Origin of the sequence: Actinopolymorpha sp. B11F2, from assembly GCF_040195635.1 — a bacterium.
In the GTDB taxonomy this organism is placed as follows: domain Bacteria; phylum Actinomycetota; class Actinomycetes; order Propionibacteriales; family Actinopolymorphaceae; genus Thermasporomyces.
On the sequence record NZ_JBEFTX010000024.1, the window covers coordinates 32,163 to 51,282 of the forward strand.

Here is a 19,120-nt window from a genome sequence, read left to right on the forward strand (position 1 = left end):
CGGCGCTACTTCAGGGCTCCGGCGCTACTTCAGGGCTCCGGCGCTACTTCAGGGCTCCGGCGGTACTTCAGGGCTCCGGCGCTACTTCAGGGCTCCGGCGCTACTTCAGGGCTCCGGCGCTACTTCAGGGCTCCGGCGGTCAGGCCTTCTTCGACCCGGCGCTGGAAGACGATGTAGACCGCGAGGACCGGGATCATGGCGATCACCAGGCCGGCGAACATCTCCGCCACCGACGTGGCACTGGATTCATAGCGGGTACGCAGTGCGAGATCGGCAAGCCCCTGCGTCAGGAGGAAGTTGCTGTTCTGCTCGTCCTTCGACGGGTTCAGCACCAGGGGCAGGAGGTACTGGTTCCACTGCCCGAGGAAGTTGAAGACCCCGATGCTGATCAGCCCCGGCTTCGCCATGGGGAGCATGATCTGGAAGAACGTCCGGAAATGCCCGGCACCGTCGATGAACGCCGACTCCGCCAGTTCCTTCGGCAACGAGGCGAAGAACGCGGTGAGGAAGAAGATCGAGAACGGCAGCGAGAACGCGACGTACACGATGATCAGGCCGAGAAAGCTCTGCTGGAGACCGAGGTTCTGGGTGACCTTCACGAGCGGCACGATCGCCAGGAACAACGGAAACGTCATGCCCACCAGGAAGAGGTAGTAGACCAGCCGGCTCCCCGGAAACTCATAACGGGCAAGGACGTACGCGGCCATCGACGACAACAGCAGCGTCAGCAACACACCGCACGACACGACGATGATCGTGTTGATGAAGAACGTTCCGATGTTGGCGGTCGCCCAGGCGTCGGCGTACGTCGAGAACTGCCACTCACGCGGCAGCGCGAAGGGGCTCGCGAAGATCTCCCGGTTGTTCTTGAACGACGACAGCAGCACCCACACCATCGGCAGGATGACCATCAGGGCCCAGCTGATCACGAAGATCTGCGGGATCGCCTCGCCCAGGACCGCCGCGCCGGTGAATCGCTGGCGCGGTGCCGGTGACGGGGCCAGGCGTTGCTCGACCTCGCCGGCCTGGGTCGTACCCGGCGCTGCCGGTGGCATGAAGCCCATCGCGACTCTCCTTCCTGGATCTGGGGCAGACAGGTCAGTACTCGAGGCGTTCGCGCCTGGTCACCCGGAACGTCAACACCGCAAGGAGAAGCGAGAAGACGAGCAGCATCGTCGCCATCGCCGAGGCGTACCCGAACTGCGAGTTCAACTCGAACGCCGTGCGGTAGAGCTGGGTGGCCATGACGTCCGCGCCGTAGTCGGCGACCCGACCGTTGCGGGCCAGCACCGACAGCAGGGCGAACATGTCGAGGGTGTTGATGCAGATGTAGACGAGTGCGACCTGCACGTGCCCCCACAGGAGTGGAAGCGTGACCTGGGTGAAGAGGCGGACGCGGCCGGCACCGTCGATCGCCGCCGCCTCGAAGAGTTCCCGCGGGATCTGCTGCATTCCCGCGATGAACAACACCATGTAGAACCCGATGGACGCCCAGACCGCCACGAAGGCGATGGCCCACAGGATGACGCCGGGGTTGCCGAGCGGGCCGTTGGGGATCACGTCCAGCATGTTGATGCGAACGGCTTCCAGCGCCTTCTGCAGCAGTCCGCCATCGGTGCTGTAGATGAACTGGAACATGATCGCCACGATGACGACCGGCAGAACCTGCGGGAAGAAGTAGACGACGCGGTAGATCTTCGCGCCGAACAGACCCTCCCGAGTTCCGCCTCCGCCGCCGCGGGTGAGCAGGGACGCGAAGATCAGAGCGGGTGCAAGGGTCGCGATCGGGATGACGACGAGCAACTTCAGGTTGTTGCCCACCGCGTGCCACCAGGCGGCGTCCTGCAGCAGTGCGATGTAGTTCGCGAAACCGATGTAGTCGAACGTCGGTGTGAACCCTGTCCAGTTCGTGAACGAGATCTGGATGCCCTGCACGAACGGCGACAGGACGAAGACCACGTAGAGGGCGAGGGGCGGCGTGAGGAAGGCGAGGATGAAAGGCACGCGACCTTTTCGCATCGTTGCGTCGCTCCCGCTCTCTGCGCGTTCGGTGTCGTCAGCGCGTGAACTTCTTGATCTTCGGGTCCTTCTTCACCGCATCGGCCTTCTTCTGCACCCGCTCCAGGAATCCTCTGGCATCGAGCTTGCCGGTGAGGAGTACGCCCATGGCGGCCTCGATCTCCTCCTGCAGGGGGCGATACCACGTGCCGTACTTCGGCGACTCGATGCGTTCGACTGCCTGGGCGGCCTTGACGAGTTCGAGCGAGGACTCGAGCGTGCTGTCGAGATCCTGGCTGTCGTGCGCGCCGTCGACGATGGTGAGGGTGTAGGTCAGCTCGGCGAACTTCTGCGCACCCTCCGCCGACAACATGATGCGGAGGAACTCCAGGCCGCCGGCGGTGTTCTTCGCCTTCGACGGCACCAGGAAGCTCTCACCCGGGCTGTACGGCACCGCGTCGAACGGCAGCTTGTCGCTGGAGTCCAGCGACGGCGTCGGCGCGATCGTCATCTCGAAGTCGCCCGGAAGCTGGGAGCCCAGCTCGCTCTTCAGCCATGAGCCGCAGGGAATGATCGCGGCCTTGTGCTGCGCCCACGCGGCCTGGCTCTGGATGTGGCTGAGCCCAGCCGTGCCCGGCATGATGTAGCCCTTGGACTTCAGCTCGAAGAACGCCTCGGCGACCGCCAAGACCGCGTCCTGCTGCCATGCACCGTCCTCGAGGTTGTCGATGTTCTTCATCACCTCGTTGCCGCCGTGCTTCTGCACCATCGGGTTGAAGACCGACACCATGTAGCCGGGGTACTGCCCCTGATAGGTCCACAGCGGTATGCCCTCGGCCTTGGTCTTCTCGCCGAGCGCCATCAGGTCGTCCCAGGTCTCCGGCGTCTCCCAGCCGTTCTCCTCGAACAGCTTGCCGTCGTGCCAGAGCCCGTTGATGTTGAGGGCGTACGGAATTCCGTACGGCTTGTCCTCGAAGAGCAGCGGGTCGAGCGCGCCTTCGATGAGGGTCTCGCCGACCTTCTTGCCGGGGATGTCCCACGAGGGGGCGTCGAGGAGCGGGGTGATGTCGAGCAGCTGGCCCTGGTTGACGAGGGTGGCGGTGTCGAGGTCCTGCGCGCCGGAGTTGTCGAAGACGTCGGGCGGGGTGCCGTTGACAAACCGCGGCTGCAGCTGCGGGGTGATGTCCTGGGTGCCGAGGTGCTTGACCTCGGACTCGGGGTAGCGCTTCTTGTACATCGCCTCGTGGTACTTCGCGTACTCGTCGCTGAAGCCACCCTTGAAGATCACGACGTCGAGAGGTGCCTTGGGGTCGACACCGAACGGGTTGTTGGCGTCGACCTTGCCACCCGGCTTCTTCGTGGGTCCGGTCGTGCCACCACCGCCGCCGGTCGCGCAGGCGCCGAACACCGTGCCGCCTCCAGCGGCTGCGGCGAGGAACGCGGCGCGGCGAAGCAGCTCGCGACGGTCGAACCCTGCGTACCTGCGGTGCTGGGTCATCCTGCCTCCTGGTGAGCCATGCCGGCGGCTTCGAGGGGTGGGCGCGTGGCGTCCGCGCCGGAAGCTCCACAGACCCCGTTCGGCCGTGGAGTGCCGAGCACACTAGTGGCGGGACCACGCCGCAACAAGGGTTTACGGCGGTGGTTCGCAGAGTCGTAACTTTCATTCGAACGTTTCGGAGCACGCGCCATGGCGAACGGCGGCCATCAGGCGGCTCGGCGTCCATCGTTGCCCGCGATCCGGCATGCTGGTGCTCAGAACCCATCGCGTCGAGTGCCGGGGCGGAGAACCTGATGAGCATTCCCACGGTCGTCACCCTCGGCGACGTCGCGCGGCGTGCCGGAGTCTCGCTCGCCACGGCGTCACGGGTCCTCAACGGCAGCACCCGCCGGGTCAACGAGGACCTGCGTACCGTCGTGCTCCAAGCCGCTGACGAGCTCGGTTACACCCCCAATCTGCACGCCCAGGCCGTGGCGCGGGGGACGAGCTCGACCGTGGGTCTCGTCGTCCACGACATCGCCGACCCGTACTTCTCCGCCATCGCCTCCGGCGTCATGCGGGTCGCCGACGAGCGTGGGCTGATCGTCACCCTCGGCACGACCTCCCGCAACCCGAACCGTGAGGTGCAGTACGTCGCGATGTTGCGTGCCCAGCGCGCCCGGGCGGTGATCCTGGCGGGATCCCGGATGGCCGACAAGGAGCAGACGGACCGGCTGGCGAAGGAGGTCACCGCGTTCCGGCGTACCGGCGGGCGGATCGCCTGCGTCAGCCAGCACCGGCTGCCGGCCGACACCGTGCTCCCGGAGAACCGCGCGGGGGCGAGGGAGCTGGCCGTCCGGCTCGCAGAACTCGGGCACCGACGGTTCGGCGTCCTCGCTGGGCCGCGGGCGATCCTCACCGCCCGCGACCGGCTCGCGGGTTTCCGGGCCGGCCTGGCCGAGAAGGGCATCGAGCTGGCGCCCGAGGCGCTGATCGAGGGGCCCTTCACCCGCGACGGCGGCTACGAGGCCGGACGGGAACTCCTGTCCCGGGGGCTCGACATCACCTGCGTCTTCGGCGTCAACGACGTGATGGCGGTGGGCGCCATGGCCGCCTGCCGCGAGCTGGGGGTCGACGTTCCACGCGACCTGTCGATCGCCGGATTCGACGACATCGAGACCCTGCGTGACCTGGTGCCGCCGTTGACGACTGTCCGGCTGCCGCTGGAAGAGATGGGAGTACGCGCGGGAGAGCTGGCCCTCGAGCTCGAGGCGCCGACGAAGGACCGGCTCGTGCGCGTACGCGGTGAGGTCGTCATTCGCGAGAGCACCCGCGATCTGCGTACGTCCTGATCTGGCTCCGGATGACCCCCCCCCCCAAGTAGGTTCGCCACAGGGGCGCACTCATCCAAGGTGCCATTGGATGAAGGGCACCCTCCCCACGTCGCGCATCGCCTCGGTGATGCGCGATCCATCGCCGTTGATCATCTTCATCAGGGTGGGAAAGCGCTTGCAGAGTCTGTCCGCTACTCTGCGAGGCATGCCTGCCGTCCGCCGTCCCTCCGTCGTTCTCGCGATGTCGCCCGCCCACCCACCGCGACTGTTCGACGACCGGCTCCGGCAGCGACTCCGCGACCTGGCCGAGGTCGACGTCGACCAGATCATCGACGACTTCACGACCGACGAGGCCCGCGCGGCACTCCACACCGCAGAGGTGCTCCTCACGTGTTGGGGATGCCCGCCGCTCGACGCCGACGTCATGGCCGCAACCCCCGCGCTCGAGGCGGTCATCCACTCCGCCGGATCGGTCAAGTCGCTGATCACCCCCGCCTGCTGGCAGCGGGGCATCGCGGTGTCGTCCGCCGTCTCCGCCAACGCCGTTCCCGTGGCGGAGTACACGTTGGCCATGATCCTGCTGGCCGGCAAGCGGGCGTTGCCGATCCAGGCGGCGTACCGGGCCGACGCGACCCGTCGGGACTGGGCGGCGGTCCATCCCGGCCTCGGCAACTACCGGACGACGGTCGGCATCGTCGGCGCCTCCCATGTCGGACGCCGGGTGCTCGAGCTGCTCCGTCCCTTCGACATGCGCGTGCTCCTCGCCGACCCGACGATCGACGTCGCCACGGCCGAGTGGCTCGACGTCCGACTGGTCGGGCTCGACGAACTGGTCCGCAGCTCCGACGTCGTGACCATCCACGCGCCGGACATCCCGGAGACGCGGGCCATGTTCGACGCGCGACGGCTGGCGATGATGCGTTCGGGTGCGACGCTCATCAACACCGCACGCGGCCGGTTGGTCGACACGGAGGCGCTCACGGCCGAGCTCGCGACCGGCCGGATCTACGCCGTGCTGGATGTCACCGACCCGGAACCACTACCGCCGGACTCGCCGCTGTTCGCGATGCCCAACGTCGTGCTCACACCCCACATCGCCGGGTCGCTCGGCCGGGAGATCAACCGGATGGGCGCATTGGCGCTCGACGAGTTGGAACGCTACGCCCGCGGTGAGGGCTTCGCCTTTCCCGTACTCGCCGAACGCCTGCCGATCCTCGCGTAGAACGCTCCGCCCCACGGCGGTCTCCTGCCGCCGTGGGTTGATGCGTGCTGCGCGATCATTGGCTATGTGGCGCCTGGCGAAGGTCTCGGCGCCAACGGGCTCCTTGACGGCAGCGTGCCGGGTGTCAACGACTACTTGACGGCGGCGAAGGCGGCGTCGGTTCGACCGCGCCAGACCAGGCCGACTTCACTGAATCCCGCCGTACGCAGGAAGTCCAGGTGCGTCGGATGGCCGAGCAGCGACTCCGTGTGATCCGTGTCCGGCCGGCTGAAGAGCGCGTCCCGCTCGGCGACCGCATCGGCCAACTCGGGCGCTTCGCGGGCGGCGTCCCACCACGCAGGCCACGACAGTGCGGCACCTGCGGCGTACGACTTCTCGCGGCGGGCGTCGTCGAACTCCGTGAGCCTCTCGGTGAGCCCAGGCAGGCCAGGGTCGACCATGTGATCGGCGTTGCAGAAGACTCCGCCCGCGCGCAGGACGTCGGCCACCTCGGCGTAGAGGGAGCGCAACCGATGCTCAGGTAGCCAGTGCAGGGCGGTCGCGGTGAGCACCGCGTCGAAGTCCCCGCCGACGGCGTTCCGCCACTCCGGCGAGGAAAGATCGGCGCGGACCACCCGCACCCGGTCGTCTCCGGCGAACGTCCCGCGGGCGATCCGCAGCAGAGCGGGATCGAGGTCGAGTGCGAGGCTCGTGGCATCGGGGAAGGGGGCGAGGAGCCGGCGGGTGAGGGAGCCGGTCCCGCAGGCGAGGTCGAGCACGCGGGGATGTCGTCCGCGGGCAGCCTCGACGACGTCGAGGAGCGCGGCGAATCGCTCCTCGCGGTCGGGCATGAACGCCTCCTGCTGGAGGTCCCAGGTGCGTTGCCACGAATGCCAGTCCGCCGGTGCCTGCGATGTCTCGGCTGTTTCGGATGTCTCGGATGTCTCGGCCCGCTGCGCATGCGGCACGTATGCCTCCCTTGTCGGTCCTTCTCTCGGGCTGGATGGGATGGTTGTGTAATGGTCACTGTGCGAATATGGCAATTACACTCCAGGCAGGAGCGGTAAGGTGCACAAGTGGACTTTCTCCGTTACGCCGAGCAGGCGGCGGACCTCGTCAACGCGCCCCTCGAGGACGAGGACGACCTGCGTACCCACCTCGGCGAACGACCCTGGTTGGCCGACCGGGTGACCGGCACCGACGTCCGCGCTCTCCGCCGGCTCCAGCGCCAGCTCCGGCCCGCGTTCGAAGCAGACTCGAACCACCCGGAAGACGTCGTACGCCTCCTCAACGAACTTCTCGCCCGGCACCCCGTCTCGCCGTTCGTCTCCGGTCACGACGCGCAGAGCTGGCACCTGCACGTGGCCGAGCGGGAGTCGTCCGTGGCCGAAACGCTGGCGGCAGAGGGGTTGATGGGGATGGCGGTCGTGGTCTGCGACCTGGGCGCGGACCGGTTCGGGTGCTGCCAGGCGAAGGGCTGTCAGAACGTCTTCGTCGACACCTCGCCCAACCGGTCGCGGCGCTACTGCTCCGAACGCTGCTCGTCCCGGGCCAACGTCGCCGCGTTCCGTGCCCGCCGCAGGTCCGCCGCCGGACCTGGCGCCGCCACTGGCCCGTGATCATGATCGTGATCAGGAAGGTTCTCAGGTGGTATAGCCCCGTCGCCCTTCATAGTCCGGTTTCGGTTCATGATCATGAGCTGTGCCCCGGCGAGCCCGGCCAACCCGGACCGCAACCAACCCGGACCCGCAGCCAACCCCTGGACCCAGCGAACCACGGGCACCGCCTGTGCCACGCGGCGAGGCGGAACAACTGCGGGGTTGCCCGGGGTTGGACACTGGAGGTTCCCGACGAGATCCCGGAGATCGCGTGAACGACGGCCCGCTCATCGTCCAGTCCGACAAGACCCTGCTGCTCGAGGTGGGGCATCCCGCAGCCGACGACGCCCGCAAGGCGATCGCGCCATTCGCCGAGCTCGAGCGCGCCCCGGAACACGTCCACACCTACCGCCTCACACCCCTCGGCCTCTGGAACGCCCGCGCCGCCGGCCACGACGCCGAGCAGGTGGTCGACACGCTGCTCCGCTTCAGCAGGTACGCCGTACCCCACGCCCTCCTCGTCGACGTCGCCGACACGATGGCGCGCTACGGTCGGCTGCGCCTCGACAATGATCCGACCCACGGCCTTGTCCTCGTCACCACCGACCGGCCGGTACTCGAGGAGGTCCTTCGCAGCGCGAAGCTCAAGCCCATGCTGGGCAAGCGGATCGACCTCGACACGGTGGCGGTCCATCCCTCCGAGCGCGGGCACGTCAAGCAGGCCCTGCTCAAGCTCGGCTGGCCGGCCGAGGACCTCGCCGGCTACGTCGACGGCGAGGCGCACGACATCGACCTGGCCGAGGACGAATGGGCACTTCGTCCGTACCAAACCCACGCCGCCGAAGCGTTCTGGCACGGCGGTTCCGGCGTCGTCGTCCTCCCGTGCGGCGCGGGCAAGACGCTCGTCGGAGCGGCCGCGATGGCGCACGCGAAGGCGACGACGCTGATCCTCGTCACCAACACCGTGGCGGCCCGGCAGTGGAAGGACGAGCTGGTCCGCCGTACCACCCTCACCGAGGACGAGATCGGCGAGTACTCCGGCTCCCGCAAGGAGATCCGGCCCGTCACCATCGCGACGTACCAGGTGGTCACGACCCGCCGCAAGGGCGCATACACCCATCTCGAACTCTTCGGCGCCCGCGACTGGGGGCTCATCGTCTACGACGAGGTTCACCTGCTGCCCGCACCCATCTTCCGGATGACGGCCGACCTGCAGGCCCGGCGCAGGCTCGGGTTGACGGCCACGCTGGTCCGCGAGGACGGCCGCGAGGGCGACGTGTTCAGTCTCATCGGACCCAAGCGGTACGACGCTCCGTGGAAGGACATCGAGTCGCAGGGCTGGATCGCGCCGGCCGACTGCGTGGAGGTACGCGTCACGCTCACCGACGCCGAACGCCTCACCTACGCGACGGCCGAGGTCGACGAGCGCTACCGGCTCGCGTCCACGACGGACACCAAGGCGCGGGTCGTCGAACGCCTCGCCGCGCAGCACCGGGGTGAGCCCACGCTGGTCATCGGGCAGTACATCGACCAGCTCGACGACCTCGCCGCCCGGCTGGACGCGCCGATCATCAAGGGCGAGACGACGGTACGCGAGAGGCAGCGGCTGTTCGAGTCCTTCCGTACCGGCGAGATCTCGCTCCTCGTCGTCTCCAAGGTGGCGAACTTCTCGGTCGACCTGCCGGAGGCCGCGGTGGCGATCCAGGTGTCGGGGACGTTCGGATCGCGGCAGGAGGAGGCCCAGCGGCTCGGGCGGTTGCTGCGGCCCAAGCACGACAAGCGGGCGGCGCGGTTCTACGCGGTCGTGTCACGCGACACGGTGGACCAGGACTTCGCGGCGCACCGGCAGCGGTTCCTCGCAGAGCAGGGTTATGCGTACCGCATCATCGACGCCGACGACGTACTGTCGGGCGACCTACCGAGCTAGGTCAGGCGCCTGTAGCCGAGGCGTGTTGGATGGGGGGACCCCTGCAGCGGACAGGGGCCCCCTCCTCCAAAGCCGCGTTGGCGCGGGGGCCCCCTCATCCAAAGCCACGTTGGCGCAGAGGCCCTCTCCTCCAAAGCCACGTTGGCGCAGGTGCCCTCCTCCAAGGCCGAGCAGTCAGCGGGGGTCCGGAGCGGCGCAGCGCGGGATGGGTCGGCTGTAGCCGGGCCGCCCGGGCGTGAGGACGTACGCATCCGCCACCCAACCGCCGGAGTCCAGCTGGTTCCACACCGCGCCGGGTCCCACCTGGCTCCCGGCCTGTTGGCAGGTGATGTACGCCAGACCACCGGTCCGGATCACCCCGACCGCCGGGTACGAGGTCCCGGCCCCGGACCGGACCCTCAGCACGCTCGTCGACACCGGATACGGGTACCTGCACAGGGGCACCGGCGGCGACATGCCGCGTTGGCTCGCCGTCGAGACGTGCAGGTCGCTCACGTAACTGCCGTTCAACAGCTTGTCCCAGACCCGCGTCGTCCCGACCTCGGTGCCGATGGCCTGGCAGACGAGATCGAGGCTCGCACCGGGAGCCCAGACACCCACCATGGGGTACGACGTCCCAGGGCCGGACCGTGCCCGCAACCCGATCCGGGACGTGACCGCGTACTGGTACCTCACAGAGCCGAGCGGCCCGTCGACCATGTTGCTGTCGATGTTGAGCCGGCGACCACCCCAGGTCTCGTTGTGCCCGCCGCGGTACTGCTTGAGCCGCTGGTGCGTACCCCACTGGCTGTCAGGGACGTGCGGCTCACCCCACACGGACGCCCGACCGTCCCAGCGCGCGGTCCAGATGGCGTCCGGACGCGCGAACGACGACGACCCGTACGCATCGGAGAGGTCCCGGATCCCCGACGCCGCGCTGGAGTAGACACCGGACAGGTAGCCGCTGTCGTGCAACTGCGTGGTCCAGGCGTGGAGGAACTGCATGACGGTCCGGCGGCAACCGGTGTTGCCGGTGTCGTAGGCCTCCAGGTCGAAGTAGATCGTGCTTCCGCCGTACAGTCCGAACCGTTGCGCCCGGCGTGTGGCGTCCACCGCGGCGGCGGCGCCCTGCTGGGCGACGTTGGTGGGCCGGATCGGGCCGAGGTCGTCCTGAAAGGCACACGGCGCCTGGCGCCCGACGTAGATGGGCAGCATCTGCCACCCGAGCCGGGCGCTCGACCGCACCCAGGAGGCCGACAGGTTGCCGTCCGGGCATGCCCGGTTGACCCCGCCGATGTAGATGCCGACCGTGCGGTACGGCGACGCCAGCCAGGCCCTCATGGTCGTGAGAGAGGGTGCGGTGCACGTGTCGAAGCCACGACCGAGATGGCGCGGAGTGTTGGCGCCGGACCCGATGCGGGTGGGGTCGGAGAACATCGGCGCCGGTGACGACCCGGCGGGCCCGGACGTCGCCGACAGGTCTGCCGACTCGCCGGTGGGTGTCGTCCGTTCGGGCCCGGTGTACTGGACTCGCTCGAGGATCGCGGTCACCACCTCCGGGCTTCCGCCGTAGGCCGCGGTCACGGCCAGCCCGATGCCCGCGAGTGCGTGGGTGGTCTCCTCGCTCGCGGTCGAAGTCGGCGTGGTGTCGACGGATGCCGCGCCCGCACCTGCCGGTGCATTCCCCGCGGTGGGCGCGGTGCCAGCCGGTGCCGGGGCGGCGCCGACCGCCAGGGTTCCGTCGGGCTCGCCGCCCGTGGCCGGCGCGACGAGCAGCCCGTCGGACCGGCCGACCGCGCGATGTGGGCAGTCCTGGTCCGCACCTGGAGTGCCGAGATAGAGCGCCGGAACGTCGAACCGTACGCAGGTTCGCGGGCGGGCCTCCAGGTCGTGGACGGCCCAGCTGGACGGCACGTCGAGCCGGAGCCCGCGATAGGTCACCGCCTTGGTGTCTCCCAGGTCTTCACTGGAAACAGCGGGGAGTGCGTCAGCTGTCCCTGGCCCGAGCATGAATACCGGTGACGCGACAATCGCACACGCACTTCCCGCGACAACGACTGACAGTTTTCGGCTCCGCCATTTCGACCGGCGGCCGGCACGTGATCCGAACACGGTTGGATGCGCCTCTCCTGTAATCCATCGCGTCACCAACCGCGCTTTCTCACCCGAGCAGAGCGGCGGTGAACGCAATCGAACGTCACACAAGCATCACCTCGGCATCCTTTACGCATGGCCGGCATTCCGTAAGCACAGGTGTGTTATTCCTTCATCCCGTACGAATTCGCCTGGCAATATCCAGGGCCCCTGCACGGAAATTCGGCCCAACGGAAATACCCAACGGACAGCTGGATGCTCATCCGTTCCGGAAGATTGATCACGGCTGTCGATGGGATTGTCGACGGGCTCTCGCCGGGCACCACATAAATCGGTCGAGAACTTCGGAACGGCGTGTTAACGTATCTGGCCCTTTCCGCCCATCACCCCCTTCGGCTCCGTCGACCGACACCCCTACGTCCGGCTGGGCCGTCGCGTCGCGCCCGGACACCGACACACTCGGACGTCATCGAAGCGGAGACCCGCCATGCCCACCCACGAGGCGACCCAGCCACCGGATACGGCGGCCGCACCCGCCGGCCTACCCTCCGACCCCACGCCCATCCACGAGTCCGCGGATCCCGCGCTCGCCGCCGAACGCCGCCACCTCGCCGAGTCCCGCTCCGCGTTACGCCAGATGCGAGAGCGCACCGAGTCTCTCGAGGCGCAGGGCGGCAACGCCGTCTCCACCGAGTACCTCAAGGCGACCCTCTATCACCGGGCGAAGGCGCTTGCCGACGACCCGAACACGCCGCTCTTCTTCGGCCGTCTCGACTACGGCGTCGACGCACGTCCCGTGGACGAGGAACCGACGGCCGGCCTGGCCGAGCGCTTCTACATCGGTCGCCGGCACGTGAGCGACGAGGACGGCGACCCGATGGTGGTCGACTGGCGCGCGAGCGTGTCGCGACCTTTCTACCGCGCCACCCGCCGGGATCCGCTCGGCGTCGAGCTGCGCCGGCGGTTCGGGTTCGCGCACGGCTCGTTGACGGCGTACGAGGACGAGCACCTCACCGACCCGCCCGCCACGGATGTCGCCGATGGCGTCGGCACGGCTCTCGGCAGCCGGATCCTCGAGGCCGAGATCGAACGACCCCGCGTCGGCCCGATGCGCGACATCGTGGCGACGATCCAGCCCGAGCAGGACGACATCGTCCGGGCCGACCTCTCCGGCACGGTCTGCGTCCAGGGCGCACCCGGCACCGGCAAGACGGCGGTCGGCCTGCACCGCGCCGCGTTCCTGCTCTACGCCCACCGCGACCAGCTGCGCCGGCAGGGCGTCCTCGTCGTCGGACCGAACGACTCGTTCCTGCGCTACATCGGCGACGTCCTGCCCGCCCTCGGCGAGATCGACGCCCGGCAGAGCACGCTGGCCGAGCTGGTCGGCCGGACGAAGATCCGCGGCACCGACCCACCCCACATCGCGACCCTCAAGGGCGACGCCCGGATGGCGGAGATCCTCCGCCGCGCCGTGTGGTCCCATGTGAAGGAACCCAGCGAGGGCCTCGTGGTGCCCAGGGGCGCCCGACGATTCCGCGTTCCGGCGTACGAAGTGAGCGAGATCCTCGCCGGCATCCGCGCCCGTGGTGTCCGCTACGGCGCCGGCCGCGCGATCCTGCCGCAACGGCTTGCCCACGCGATCCTGCTCCGCATGGAGGCCGACGGCGACTCCCCCGACGATCGGGTGCAGGCGTCGGTGGCGCGCAGCCGACCGGTCAAGGCGTACGCCGACGAACTCTGGCCGGCCGTCGACCCGGCCAAGCTGGTGTTCCGGCTGCTGTCGGAACCGGAGTTCCTCGCCGAGCACGCCGACGGCCAGCTCGACGTGGCCGAGCAGGTGCTCCTCCGCTGGCCGACCCCGCCGCGCTCTGCCGGGTCCGCCCGATGGTCACTCGCCGACGCCGTGCTCGTCGACGAAGCCGCCGACCTGATCGAACGCACGCCGAGCCTGGGGCACGTCGTCCTCGACGAGGCGCAGGACCTGTCGCCGATGCAGCTGCGGGCGGTCGGGCGGCGCTGCAGCACCGGCTCGGCGACCGTGCTGGGCGACCTCGCGCAGGCAACGACGCCGTGGGCGACCCGCGACTGGACCGACGCGCTCACGCATCTCGGCAAGTCCGGCGCCCACGTCGAGGAACTGACGAAGGGTTTCCGGGTGCCGGCGTCGGTGATCGAGTTCGCCGCCCGGCTCCTTCCGCACATCGCTCCGACCCTTGCGCCGCCGTCGTCGGTCCGGCGTACCAGCGGCGATCTCGTCATCAACCAGGCCGCGAAAGTGCTGCCGGCCGCGCTCGACGGCGTGCGGACGGCACTCGACCGGCCCGGCTCCGTCGGCCTCGTGGTGCCTGACGCCCGCATCCGTGCCGTTCGTTCCGCCCTCGACGCCGCCGGAATCTCCTACGCCGTGCTGGGCGACACGGACGACGTCGACGCCCACCTCGACGTCGTACCGGCGTCGCTGGTCAAGGGGCTCGAGTTCGACCACGTGGTGGTCCTCGAACCAGCCGCGATCGTCGCCGCCGAACACGACGAGGTGACGGGCCTGCGCCGACTCTACGTCTGCCTCACCCGGGCGGTCACCTCCCTCCAGATCGTCCACGCCGAACCGCTCCCCGCTCCACTGTCGGGCTGATCGTTTCGCGCAGGTCCGCCGCGCTGGTGGTCCCGTGATCTCGTTAGCGTTGCCGCCATGGACAAGCTGCATCACCGCGTCGCGACGGCCGCGCTCACCGACGCCTACTCCGAGCTCTCGCGTCTCGTCGGCTCGCTGGAGGACACCGACTACGTGCGCCCGAGTCGTTGCGCCGGCTGGGCGGTGGGCGATGTGCTCTTCCATCTCCTGCTCGACGCGCAGCGGGCCCTGGTGGCGTTCGGTACGCCGACAAGGAAAGCAGCGACCACCGACTACCTGACGTACTGGCGCGACTGGTCCAGCCACCGCGACGAGAGAGTGGCCGGGGCGCACGCGCGGTTCGTCCGCGTGGCGACGGCTGCCTACGCAGACCCGCAGCAGCTGGCCGGCCAGTGGCAGCAGACCGCGGCCGCCGTGCTCACCACCGCCTCGGCACTGCCCGGCTCGGAGGTCGTCGCCAGTCAGGGTCGTGCGTTCACGGTGACCGACTTCCTGGGAACGCTCGCGGTCGAGGCGACCGTGCACCATCTCGACCTGCTGCTGGAGCTGCCCGGCAAGCCCGAGCCTCGTCCCGGAGCGTTGGAGCTCACCGTCCGCGTCCTCGACCAGCTCCTCGGCGACACCGCGCAACGCCCGCCGTGGGACGACCTGACCTGGGTGCTCAAGGGCACCGGCCGCACGCCGCTCACCACTTCCGAACGCCGCGCTCTCGGCGCCACCGCCACCCGCTTTCCCCTCGTGGGGTGAGCGGTTCGCGCCCAAGGGTAGGGATGACGTGATGAGCGAGCAAGACCCGGCGGCAGAGGCGCTGCTCGCCCGGTGGTCGGTCCTGGTGCCCGACGCACCGGAGGTGGGACGCGGGCTGGTGGGGCGGTACGCCGAGCCGCACCGGCGCTACCACGACCTGCGCCATCTGGCGGAGGTGCTGGACCGGATCGACCGGCTCGCCGCGTACGCCGACGATGCCGACGCCGTCCGCCTGGCCGCGTGGTTCCACGACGCGATCTACGACCCGCACCGGGCCGACAACGAGGAGGAGTCCGCACGCCTGGCCGCTGAGCTGCTGCCCGTGGGCGGTGTGCCCTCGTCCCGCGTCGCGGCGGTGGCCCGGCTGGTCCGGCTGACCGCCAGCCACGACCCGGGCGCGGGCGACGCCGACGGTGCCGTCCTGTCCGACGCGGACCTGGGCGTGTTGGCGGAGAGACCGGAGCGGTACGCGGAGTACGTCGCGGATGTCCGGGCCGAGTACGCCCACGTCGACGACGAGGCGTTCCGGCGCGGTCGGGCGGAGGTCCTCGAGCGGTTGCTGGCGTACGACGAGCTGTTCCACACGCCGCTCGGGCGTACGACCTGGGAGGCGCGAGCCCGTCACAACCTCCGCGCCGAGCTCCTCCTGCTCCGGAGCTGACCGGCAGCGAACGAACGGTGCCGGCCGTGGAGTGGCGTTCAGAAGTCGGTGGACCTGAGGACGCGTAGGGACCACACCGCCAGGGGGCGGCGACCAGGACAACGCCTGCCGAGATCGCGATCATGTACGGGCTTCGCTCGTAGTCCTCGTGCCGCTCCTTGACGATGTTGTCGTAGGTGTCGCCACCGTTCAGACAGACGTATCCGTTCCGAGGCATCGGATCGTCGCCGCAGGTGACGGGATCGTCGACCGCCAGCCGTTGCTCCACGCCGACGTAGAGGCCGATCAAGGCGACCATCGTGACCGGAAAACCGATCATGAACCCGAGAAGGGCGAGACACCCGCGTCGCCTGCCGCCCCGCGGTGTCACTGCCGGCATCGCGACCCTCCGTCCACCACGGCGCACTCCGCACTCCGCACTCCGCGGCGACCATGCTAGGCGGGTTGATCATCGGCCAGGCGTCGAGGATCAGCACCTATGGGACCTCGGTTGCTCAGAATTGACCTGAACGACCTGTTGGTGCGCAGATTCGGGCACTAGGCTGGCGGCCCGTGATCCTGCCTCAGCCTCAGCACCTCGAGCGCCGCGACGGCGCCTACACCCTGACCAACGCCACCACCCTTCGGGCCGACGATGCGTCGGGACCGGCGGCGGACGCGCTCCGCCGCGCGCTCGGACCCGCCACCGGATTCACGTGGGGGCCGCCGAGCGACCCGGCCTCCGCAGCCGGAATCACCCTGACGGTTGACGCGGCGCGCCACGGCCCCGAGGCGTACTCCCTCACCGTCACCTCCGACGGGATCGAGATCATCGGGGGCGATGCGGCCGGCGTGTTCTACGGCGTCCAGTCGCTGCGGCAGCTGCTGCCGGCCGACGCCTTCTCGTCATCCCGCGTCGACCGCACGTGGGAGGTCCCCGCCGTCAGCATCACCGACCGGCCGCGGTTCGGCTGGCGCGGCACCATGCTCGACGTCGCCCGGCACTTCATGCCGAAGGCGTTCGTCCTCGAGCTGATCGACCTGCTCGCCCTCCACAAGCTCAATGTCCTGCACCTGCACCTCACCGAGGACCAGGGCTGGCGACTCGCGGTCGAGAAGTACCCCAGGCTCACCGAGGTCGGCGCGTGGCGTCCCGAGACCCTCGTCGGACACGCGCACCGGCCGGAGAGCGAGTACACCTTCGACGGCACACCGCACGGCGGTTTCTACACCGCCGAGGACGTTCGCGAGATCGTGGCGTACGCAGCCGAACGCTTCATCACCGTCGTCCCCGAGATCGACATGCCCGGCCACATGCTCGCCGCCATCGCCGCCTATCCGGAGCTGGGGAACGGCTTCAAGCCGGCGGAGGTGTGGAAGCGCTGGGGCATCAGCGAGCAGGTGATCAACCTCGAGGACTCGACGCTGGACTTCTGCCGCGACGTCCTCGCGGAGGTGCTGCGGCTGTTTCCCAGTCCGTACGTCCACTGCGGCGGCGACGAGTGCCCGAAGACGGAGTGGAAGGCGAGCGAGTCCGCGCAACGACGCATCGCCGAGCTGGGCCTCGCCGACGACAGTGCCGACGGCAGTGGCGACCCTGGGGGCGACACCCGGAGCCCCGAGGACGCGTTGCAGGCCTGGTTCACCGGCCAGATGGCCGACTACCTGGCAGCCCAGGGGCGGCGGTTCGTCGGTTGGGACGAGGTGCTCGAAGGGGGTGGACCGGCGCGACTGCCCGACGATGTGGTCGTCATGTCATGGCGCAGCGAGGCCGGCGGCATCGAGGCAGCTCGTGGTGGGTTGGACGTCGTGATGGCGCCGTGCCAGTACGTCTACTTCGACTACTACCAGAGCGAGGACCACGACTCCGAACCGCTCGCGATCGGCGGCCACCTACCCCTCGCGAAGGTGTACGCCTACCGGCCGATCCCCGGCGAGCTCGACGCGGAGGCGGCCGCGCACGTGCTAGGCGCCCAGGCCCAGCTCTGGACGGAGTACGTGCCGACGACCGAGCACGCGGAGTACATGCTCTTTCCCCGGCTGTGTGCGTTCGCGGAGGCGGTGTGGCGGGACGGCTCCGGCGAGATCGATGAGTACGACGTCTTCGTCGCCGAGCGGCTTCGCCCACACCTCGAGCGGCTCGACGCGCTCGGAGTGAACTACCGCGCGCTCGACTGACGCACCTCTCTTCGGGCTGCACAGCACATGCAGCGTTGCGAGCTGGCCGATCCCGCCGGGGCGACCTGCAAATGACCACGCTGCCCATGCGTTCGGAATCTGGAACGGGTGTCGAGACCTGTCCCGGCTACCGCAGGCGTGCTCAGCGTGGTCATTTGCCGGTGGCGCGCGCCGTTCAGGGCGCCCCTCACACACGAACCCGTTGGAGCAAAGCGTCCCTCACACAGCGAACAGATCAGGGGTGCTTGCGGCGGCGCAGTCCCGCGGCCACGAGCCGGGCCACCAGCTCGCGGCTCGTGACCGGGTGCGCGCCCGCGGCCACGATCTCGTCGTAGCGTTCCTCGGGGATGTCGTAGTGGTCGCGGTGGAATCCCCGCTCCGGCACGCCCATCCGCCGGGCGAACTCGTGCAGCTCCTCGAACGACACGTCACTCACCAGATGCGACCAGCTCCGCCCCCGCGCGGGCCAGACCGGCGGGTCGATGAGTAGCGTCACGCCCGCTCCCGCACCGTACGACGGTCCGCTCTCACGCGGTCCCCGAGTCGGGGTTCGAGACGTCGACCGCCCGACTCACCTCGTCGTCCACCAGGGTGCGCCAGGCGCGTACGTAGCCCGCATCGACGTACGCCTTCCACGACCTGTCCGGGCGTACGGCACTTCCGACATGGAACGCCCGGACGCCCGCCTGCGCGAGCCACGGCACATGCTCGGCGCGTAACCCTCCGCCAGCCATGAGGTGGCGAGCCGCGAAGACATCCGCACGGGCCAGCCGGATCAGGTCATCGACGCCGTGGTCCGCGCCACGTGCCGATCCGGCCGTGAGCACCTCGGTCAGCCCAGGGAGCTCGCGAATCGCCCGCCAGGCCTGCTCGACGTCCAAGGCATGGTCGACGGCACGGTGGAAGGTCCACGGCCTCCCGGCCAGTTCGTCGACCACCACCATGGTGGCGGCCACGTCGACGTCGAGCGTGGGGGTCAGGAACCCGAGAACGAATCCGTCGGCGCCGGCACGCGTGTAGTCCGTCACGAGGGTACGCAACCGCGTGAGTTCGGCTGGCGTCGTCGTGAAGCCGTCGCTCAGCCGCAGCATCACCCGCATCGGGATCGATGTACGACGGCGAATCTTCTCCACCAGTGAAGGCTCGGGCGAGAGTCCGTCGGCTTCGATCGCCGCGACCACCTCGATCCGATCGGCTCCGCCTGCCTCGGCGGCCACCGCGTCGGCGGGTCCGAGAGCGATGACTTCGAGCAGGGGCCGCGTCCTCGTGGCTCGACCCGCGCCCGCGTCGTCGCCAGCTCCTCGAACCGTCATGG

15 protein-coding genes are annotated in these 19,120 nt (G+C 69.2%); 8 read left to right on the plus strand and 7 right to left on the minus strand.

The features are described 5' to 3' along the window. Positions 1–119: 119 nt before the first annotated feature. Genes ABN034_RS30835 through ngcE form a run of 3 tightly spaced genes read right to left on the minus strand, consistent with a single transcriptional unit; the run spans position 120 to position 3,496 of the window. A complete protein-coding gene (locus ABN034_RS30835; protein WP_349694492.1) occupies positions 120–1,064 on the minus strand; it encodes a carbohydrate ABC transporter permease in 945 nt (314 codons plus the stop codon). 34 nt (positions 1,065–1,098) lie between these two features. Next, a complete protein-coding gene (locus tag ABN034_RS30840) occupies positions 1,099–2,004 on the minus strand; it encodes a carbohydrate ABC transporter permease (RefSeq protein ID WP_349694493.1) in 906 nt (301 codons plus the stop codon). A gap of 52 nt (positions 2,005–2,056) precedes the next feature. After that, positions 2,057–3,496 carry an N-acetylglucosamine/diacetylchitobiose ABC transporter substrate-binding protein gene (ngcE, locus tag ABN034_RS30845; RefSeq protein ID WP_349694494.1) on the minus strand — a complete coding sequence of 480 codons (1,440 nt, stop codon included), beginning with the start codon at positions 3,494–3,496 and terminating at the stop codon, positions 2,057–2,059. Positions 3,497–3,789: 293 nt separating this feature from the next. Between ngcE and ABN034_RS30850 the strand changes: the two genes are divergently transcribed. Both ABN034_RS30850 and ABN034_RS30855 read left to right on the plus strand, forming a co-directional pair. Beyond that, positions 3,790–4,827 (plus strand): LacI family DNA-binding transcriptional regulator, encoded by a 1,038-nt coding sequence (locus ABN034_RS30850; protein ID WP_349694495.1) that lies wholly within the window; start codon positions 3,790–3,792, stop codon positions 4,825–4,827. A 187-nt stretch (positions 4,828–5,014) separates the two neighbouring features. Next, on the plus strand, positions 5,015–6,031 hold the full coding sequence (locus ABN034_RS30855) for a hydroxyacid dehydrogenase (RefSeq protein WP_349694496.1): 1,017 nt from the start codon (positions 5,015–5,017) through the stop codon (positions 6,029–6,031). A 131-nt stretch (positions 6,032–6,162) separates the two neighbouring features. Here ABN034_RS30855 and ABN034_RS30860 read toward each other — a convergent pair whose 3' ends face one another. Then, a complete protein-coding gene (locus tag ABN034_RS30860; RefSeq protein WP_349694497.1) occupies positions 6,163–6,978 on the minus strand; it encodes a class I SAM-dependent methyltransferase in 816 nt (271 codons plus the stop codon). Between the two features lie 108 nt (positions 6,979–7,086). Here ABN034_RS30860 and ABN034_RS30865 point away from each other — a divergent pair, with 108 nt between their 5' ends. Both ABN034_RS30865 and ABN034_RS30870 read left to right on the plus strand, forming a co-directional pair. Beyond that, positions 7,087–7,629 carry a CGNR zinc finger domain-containing protein gene (locus ABN034_RS30865; RefSeq protein ID WP_349694498.1) on the plus strand — a complete coding sequence of 181 codons (543 nt, stop codon included), beginning with the start codon at positions 7,087–7,089 and terminating at the stop codon, positions 7,627–7,629. 250 nt (positions 7,630–7,879) lie between these two features. Then, complete coding sequence (locus ABN034_RS30870; protein WP_349694499.1) at positions 7,880–9,535, plus strand: DNA repair helicase XPB; 1,656 nt, start codon at positions 7,880–7,882, stop codon at positions 9,533–9,535. A 174-nt stretch (positions 9,536–9,709) separates the two neighbouring features. Here ABN034_RS30870 and ABN034_RS30875 read toward each other — a convergent pair whose 3' ends face one another. Next, complete coding sequence (locus ABN034_RS30875) at positions 9,710–11,455, minus strand: glycoside hydrolase domain-containing protein (RefSeq protein WP_349694500.1); 1,746 nt, start codon at positions 11,453–11,455, stop codon at positions 9,710–9,712. Positions 11,456–12,095: 640 nt separating this feature from the next. Between ABN034_RS30875 and ABN034_RS30880 the strand changes: the two genes are divergently transcribed. From ABN034_RS30880 to ABN034_RS30895, 4 genes are all read left to right on the plus strand, one after another. Then, the gene (locus tag ABN034_RS30880) at positions 12,096–14,240 is read left to right on the plus strand and encodes a HelD family protein (RefSeq protein WP_349694501.1); all 2,145 of its coding nucleotides are present in this window, start codon (positions 12,096–12,098) and stop codon (positions 14,238–14,240) included. A 57-nt stretch (positions 14,241–14,297) separates the two neighbouring features. Then, positions 14,298–14,987, plus strand: coding sequence for a maleylpyruvate isomerase N-terminal domain-containing protein (locus ABN034_RS30885; protein WP_349694502.1), 690 nt, complete (start codon positions 14,298–14,300; stop codon positions 14,985–14,987). Between the two features lie 31 nt (positions 14,988–15,018). Then, positions 15,019–15,648, plus strand: a complete 630-nt coding sequence (locus tag ABN034_RS30890) for an HD domain-containing protein (RefSeq protein ID WP_349694503.1) — start codon at positions 15,019–15,021, stop codon at positions 15,646–15,648. 552 nt (positions 15,649–16,200) lie between these two features. Further along, positions 16,201–17,805, plus strand: coding sequence for a beta-N-acetylhexosaminidase (locus ABN034_RS30895; RefSeq protein WP_349694504.1), 1,605 nt, complete (start codon positions 16,201–16,203; stop codon positions 17,803–17,805). A gap of 235 nt (positions 17,806–18,040) precedes the next feature. Here ABN034_RS30895 and ABN034_RS30900 read toward each other — a convergent pair whose 3' ends face one another. Then, positions 18,041–18,301 (minus strand): DUF4031 domain-containing protein, encoded by a 261-nt coding sequence (locus ABN034_RS30900; RefSeq protein WP_349694505.1) that lies wholly within the window; start codon positions 18,299–18,301, stop codon positions 18,041–18,043. Between the two features lie 31 nt (positions 18,302–18,332). Beyond that, complete coding sequence (locus ABN034_RS30905; RefSeq protein ID WP_349694506.1) at positions 18,333–19,118, minus strand: copper homeostasis protein CutC; 786 nt, start codon at positions 19,116–19,118, stop codon at positions 18,333–18,335. Positions 19,119–19,120 lie beyond the last annotated feature (2 nt).

Coding starts and splice junctions, on each gene's coding strand:
- ABN034_RS30835 (WP_349694492.1), bottom strand. CDS start 1,064: ATGGGCTTCATGCCACCGGCAGCGCCGGGTACGACCCAGGCCGGCGAG.
- ngcE (WP_349694494.1), bottom strand. CDS start 3,496: ATGACCCAGCACCGCAGGTACGCAGGGTTCGACCGTCGCGAGCTGCTT.
- ABN034_RS30850 (WP_349694495.1), top strand. CDS start 3,790: ATGAGCATTCCCACGGTCGTCACCCTCGGCGACGTCGCGCGGCGTGCC.
- ABN034_RS30855 (WP_349694496.1), top strand. CDS start 5,015: ATGCCTGCCGTCCGCCGTCCCTCCGTCGTTCTCGCGATGTCGCCCGCC.
- ABN034_RS30880 (WP_349694501.1), top strand. CDS start 12,096: ATGCCCACCCACGAGGCGACCCAGCCACCGGATACGGCGGCCGCACCC.
- ABN034_RS30885 (WP_349694502.1), top strand. CDS start 14,298: ATGGACAAGCTGCATCACCGCGTCGCGACGGCCGCGCTCACCGACGCC.
- ABN034_RS30890 (WP_349694503.1), top strand. CDS start 15,019: ATGAGCGAGCAAGACCCGGCGGCAGAGGCGCTGCTCGCCCGGTGGTCG.
- ABN034_RS30905 (WP_349694506.1), bottom strand. CDS start 19,118: ATGACGGTTCGAGGAGCTGGCGACGACGCGGGCGCGGGTCGAGCCACG.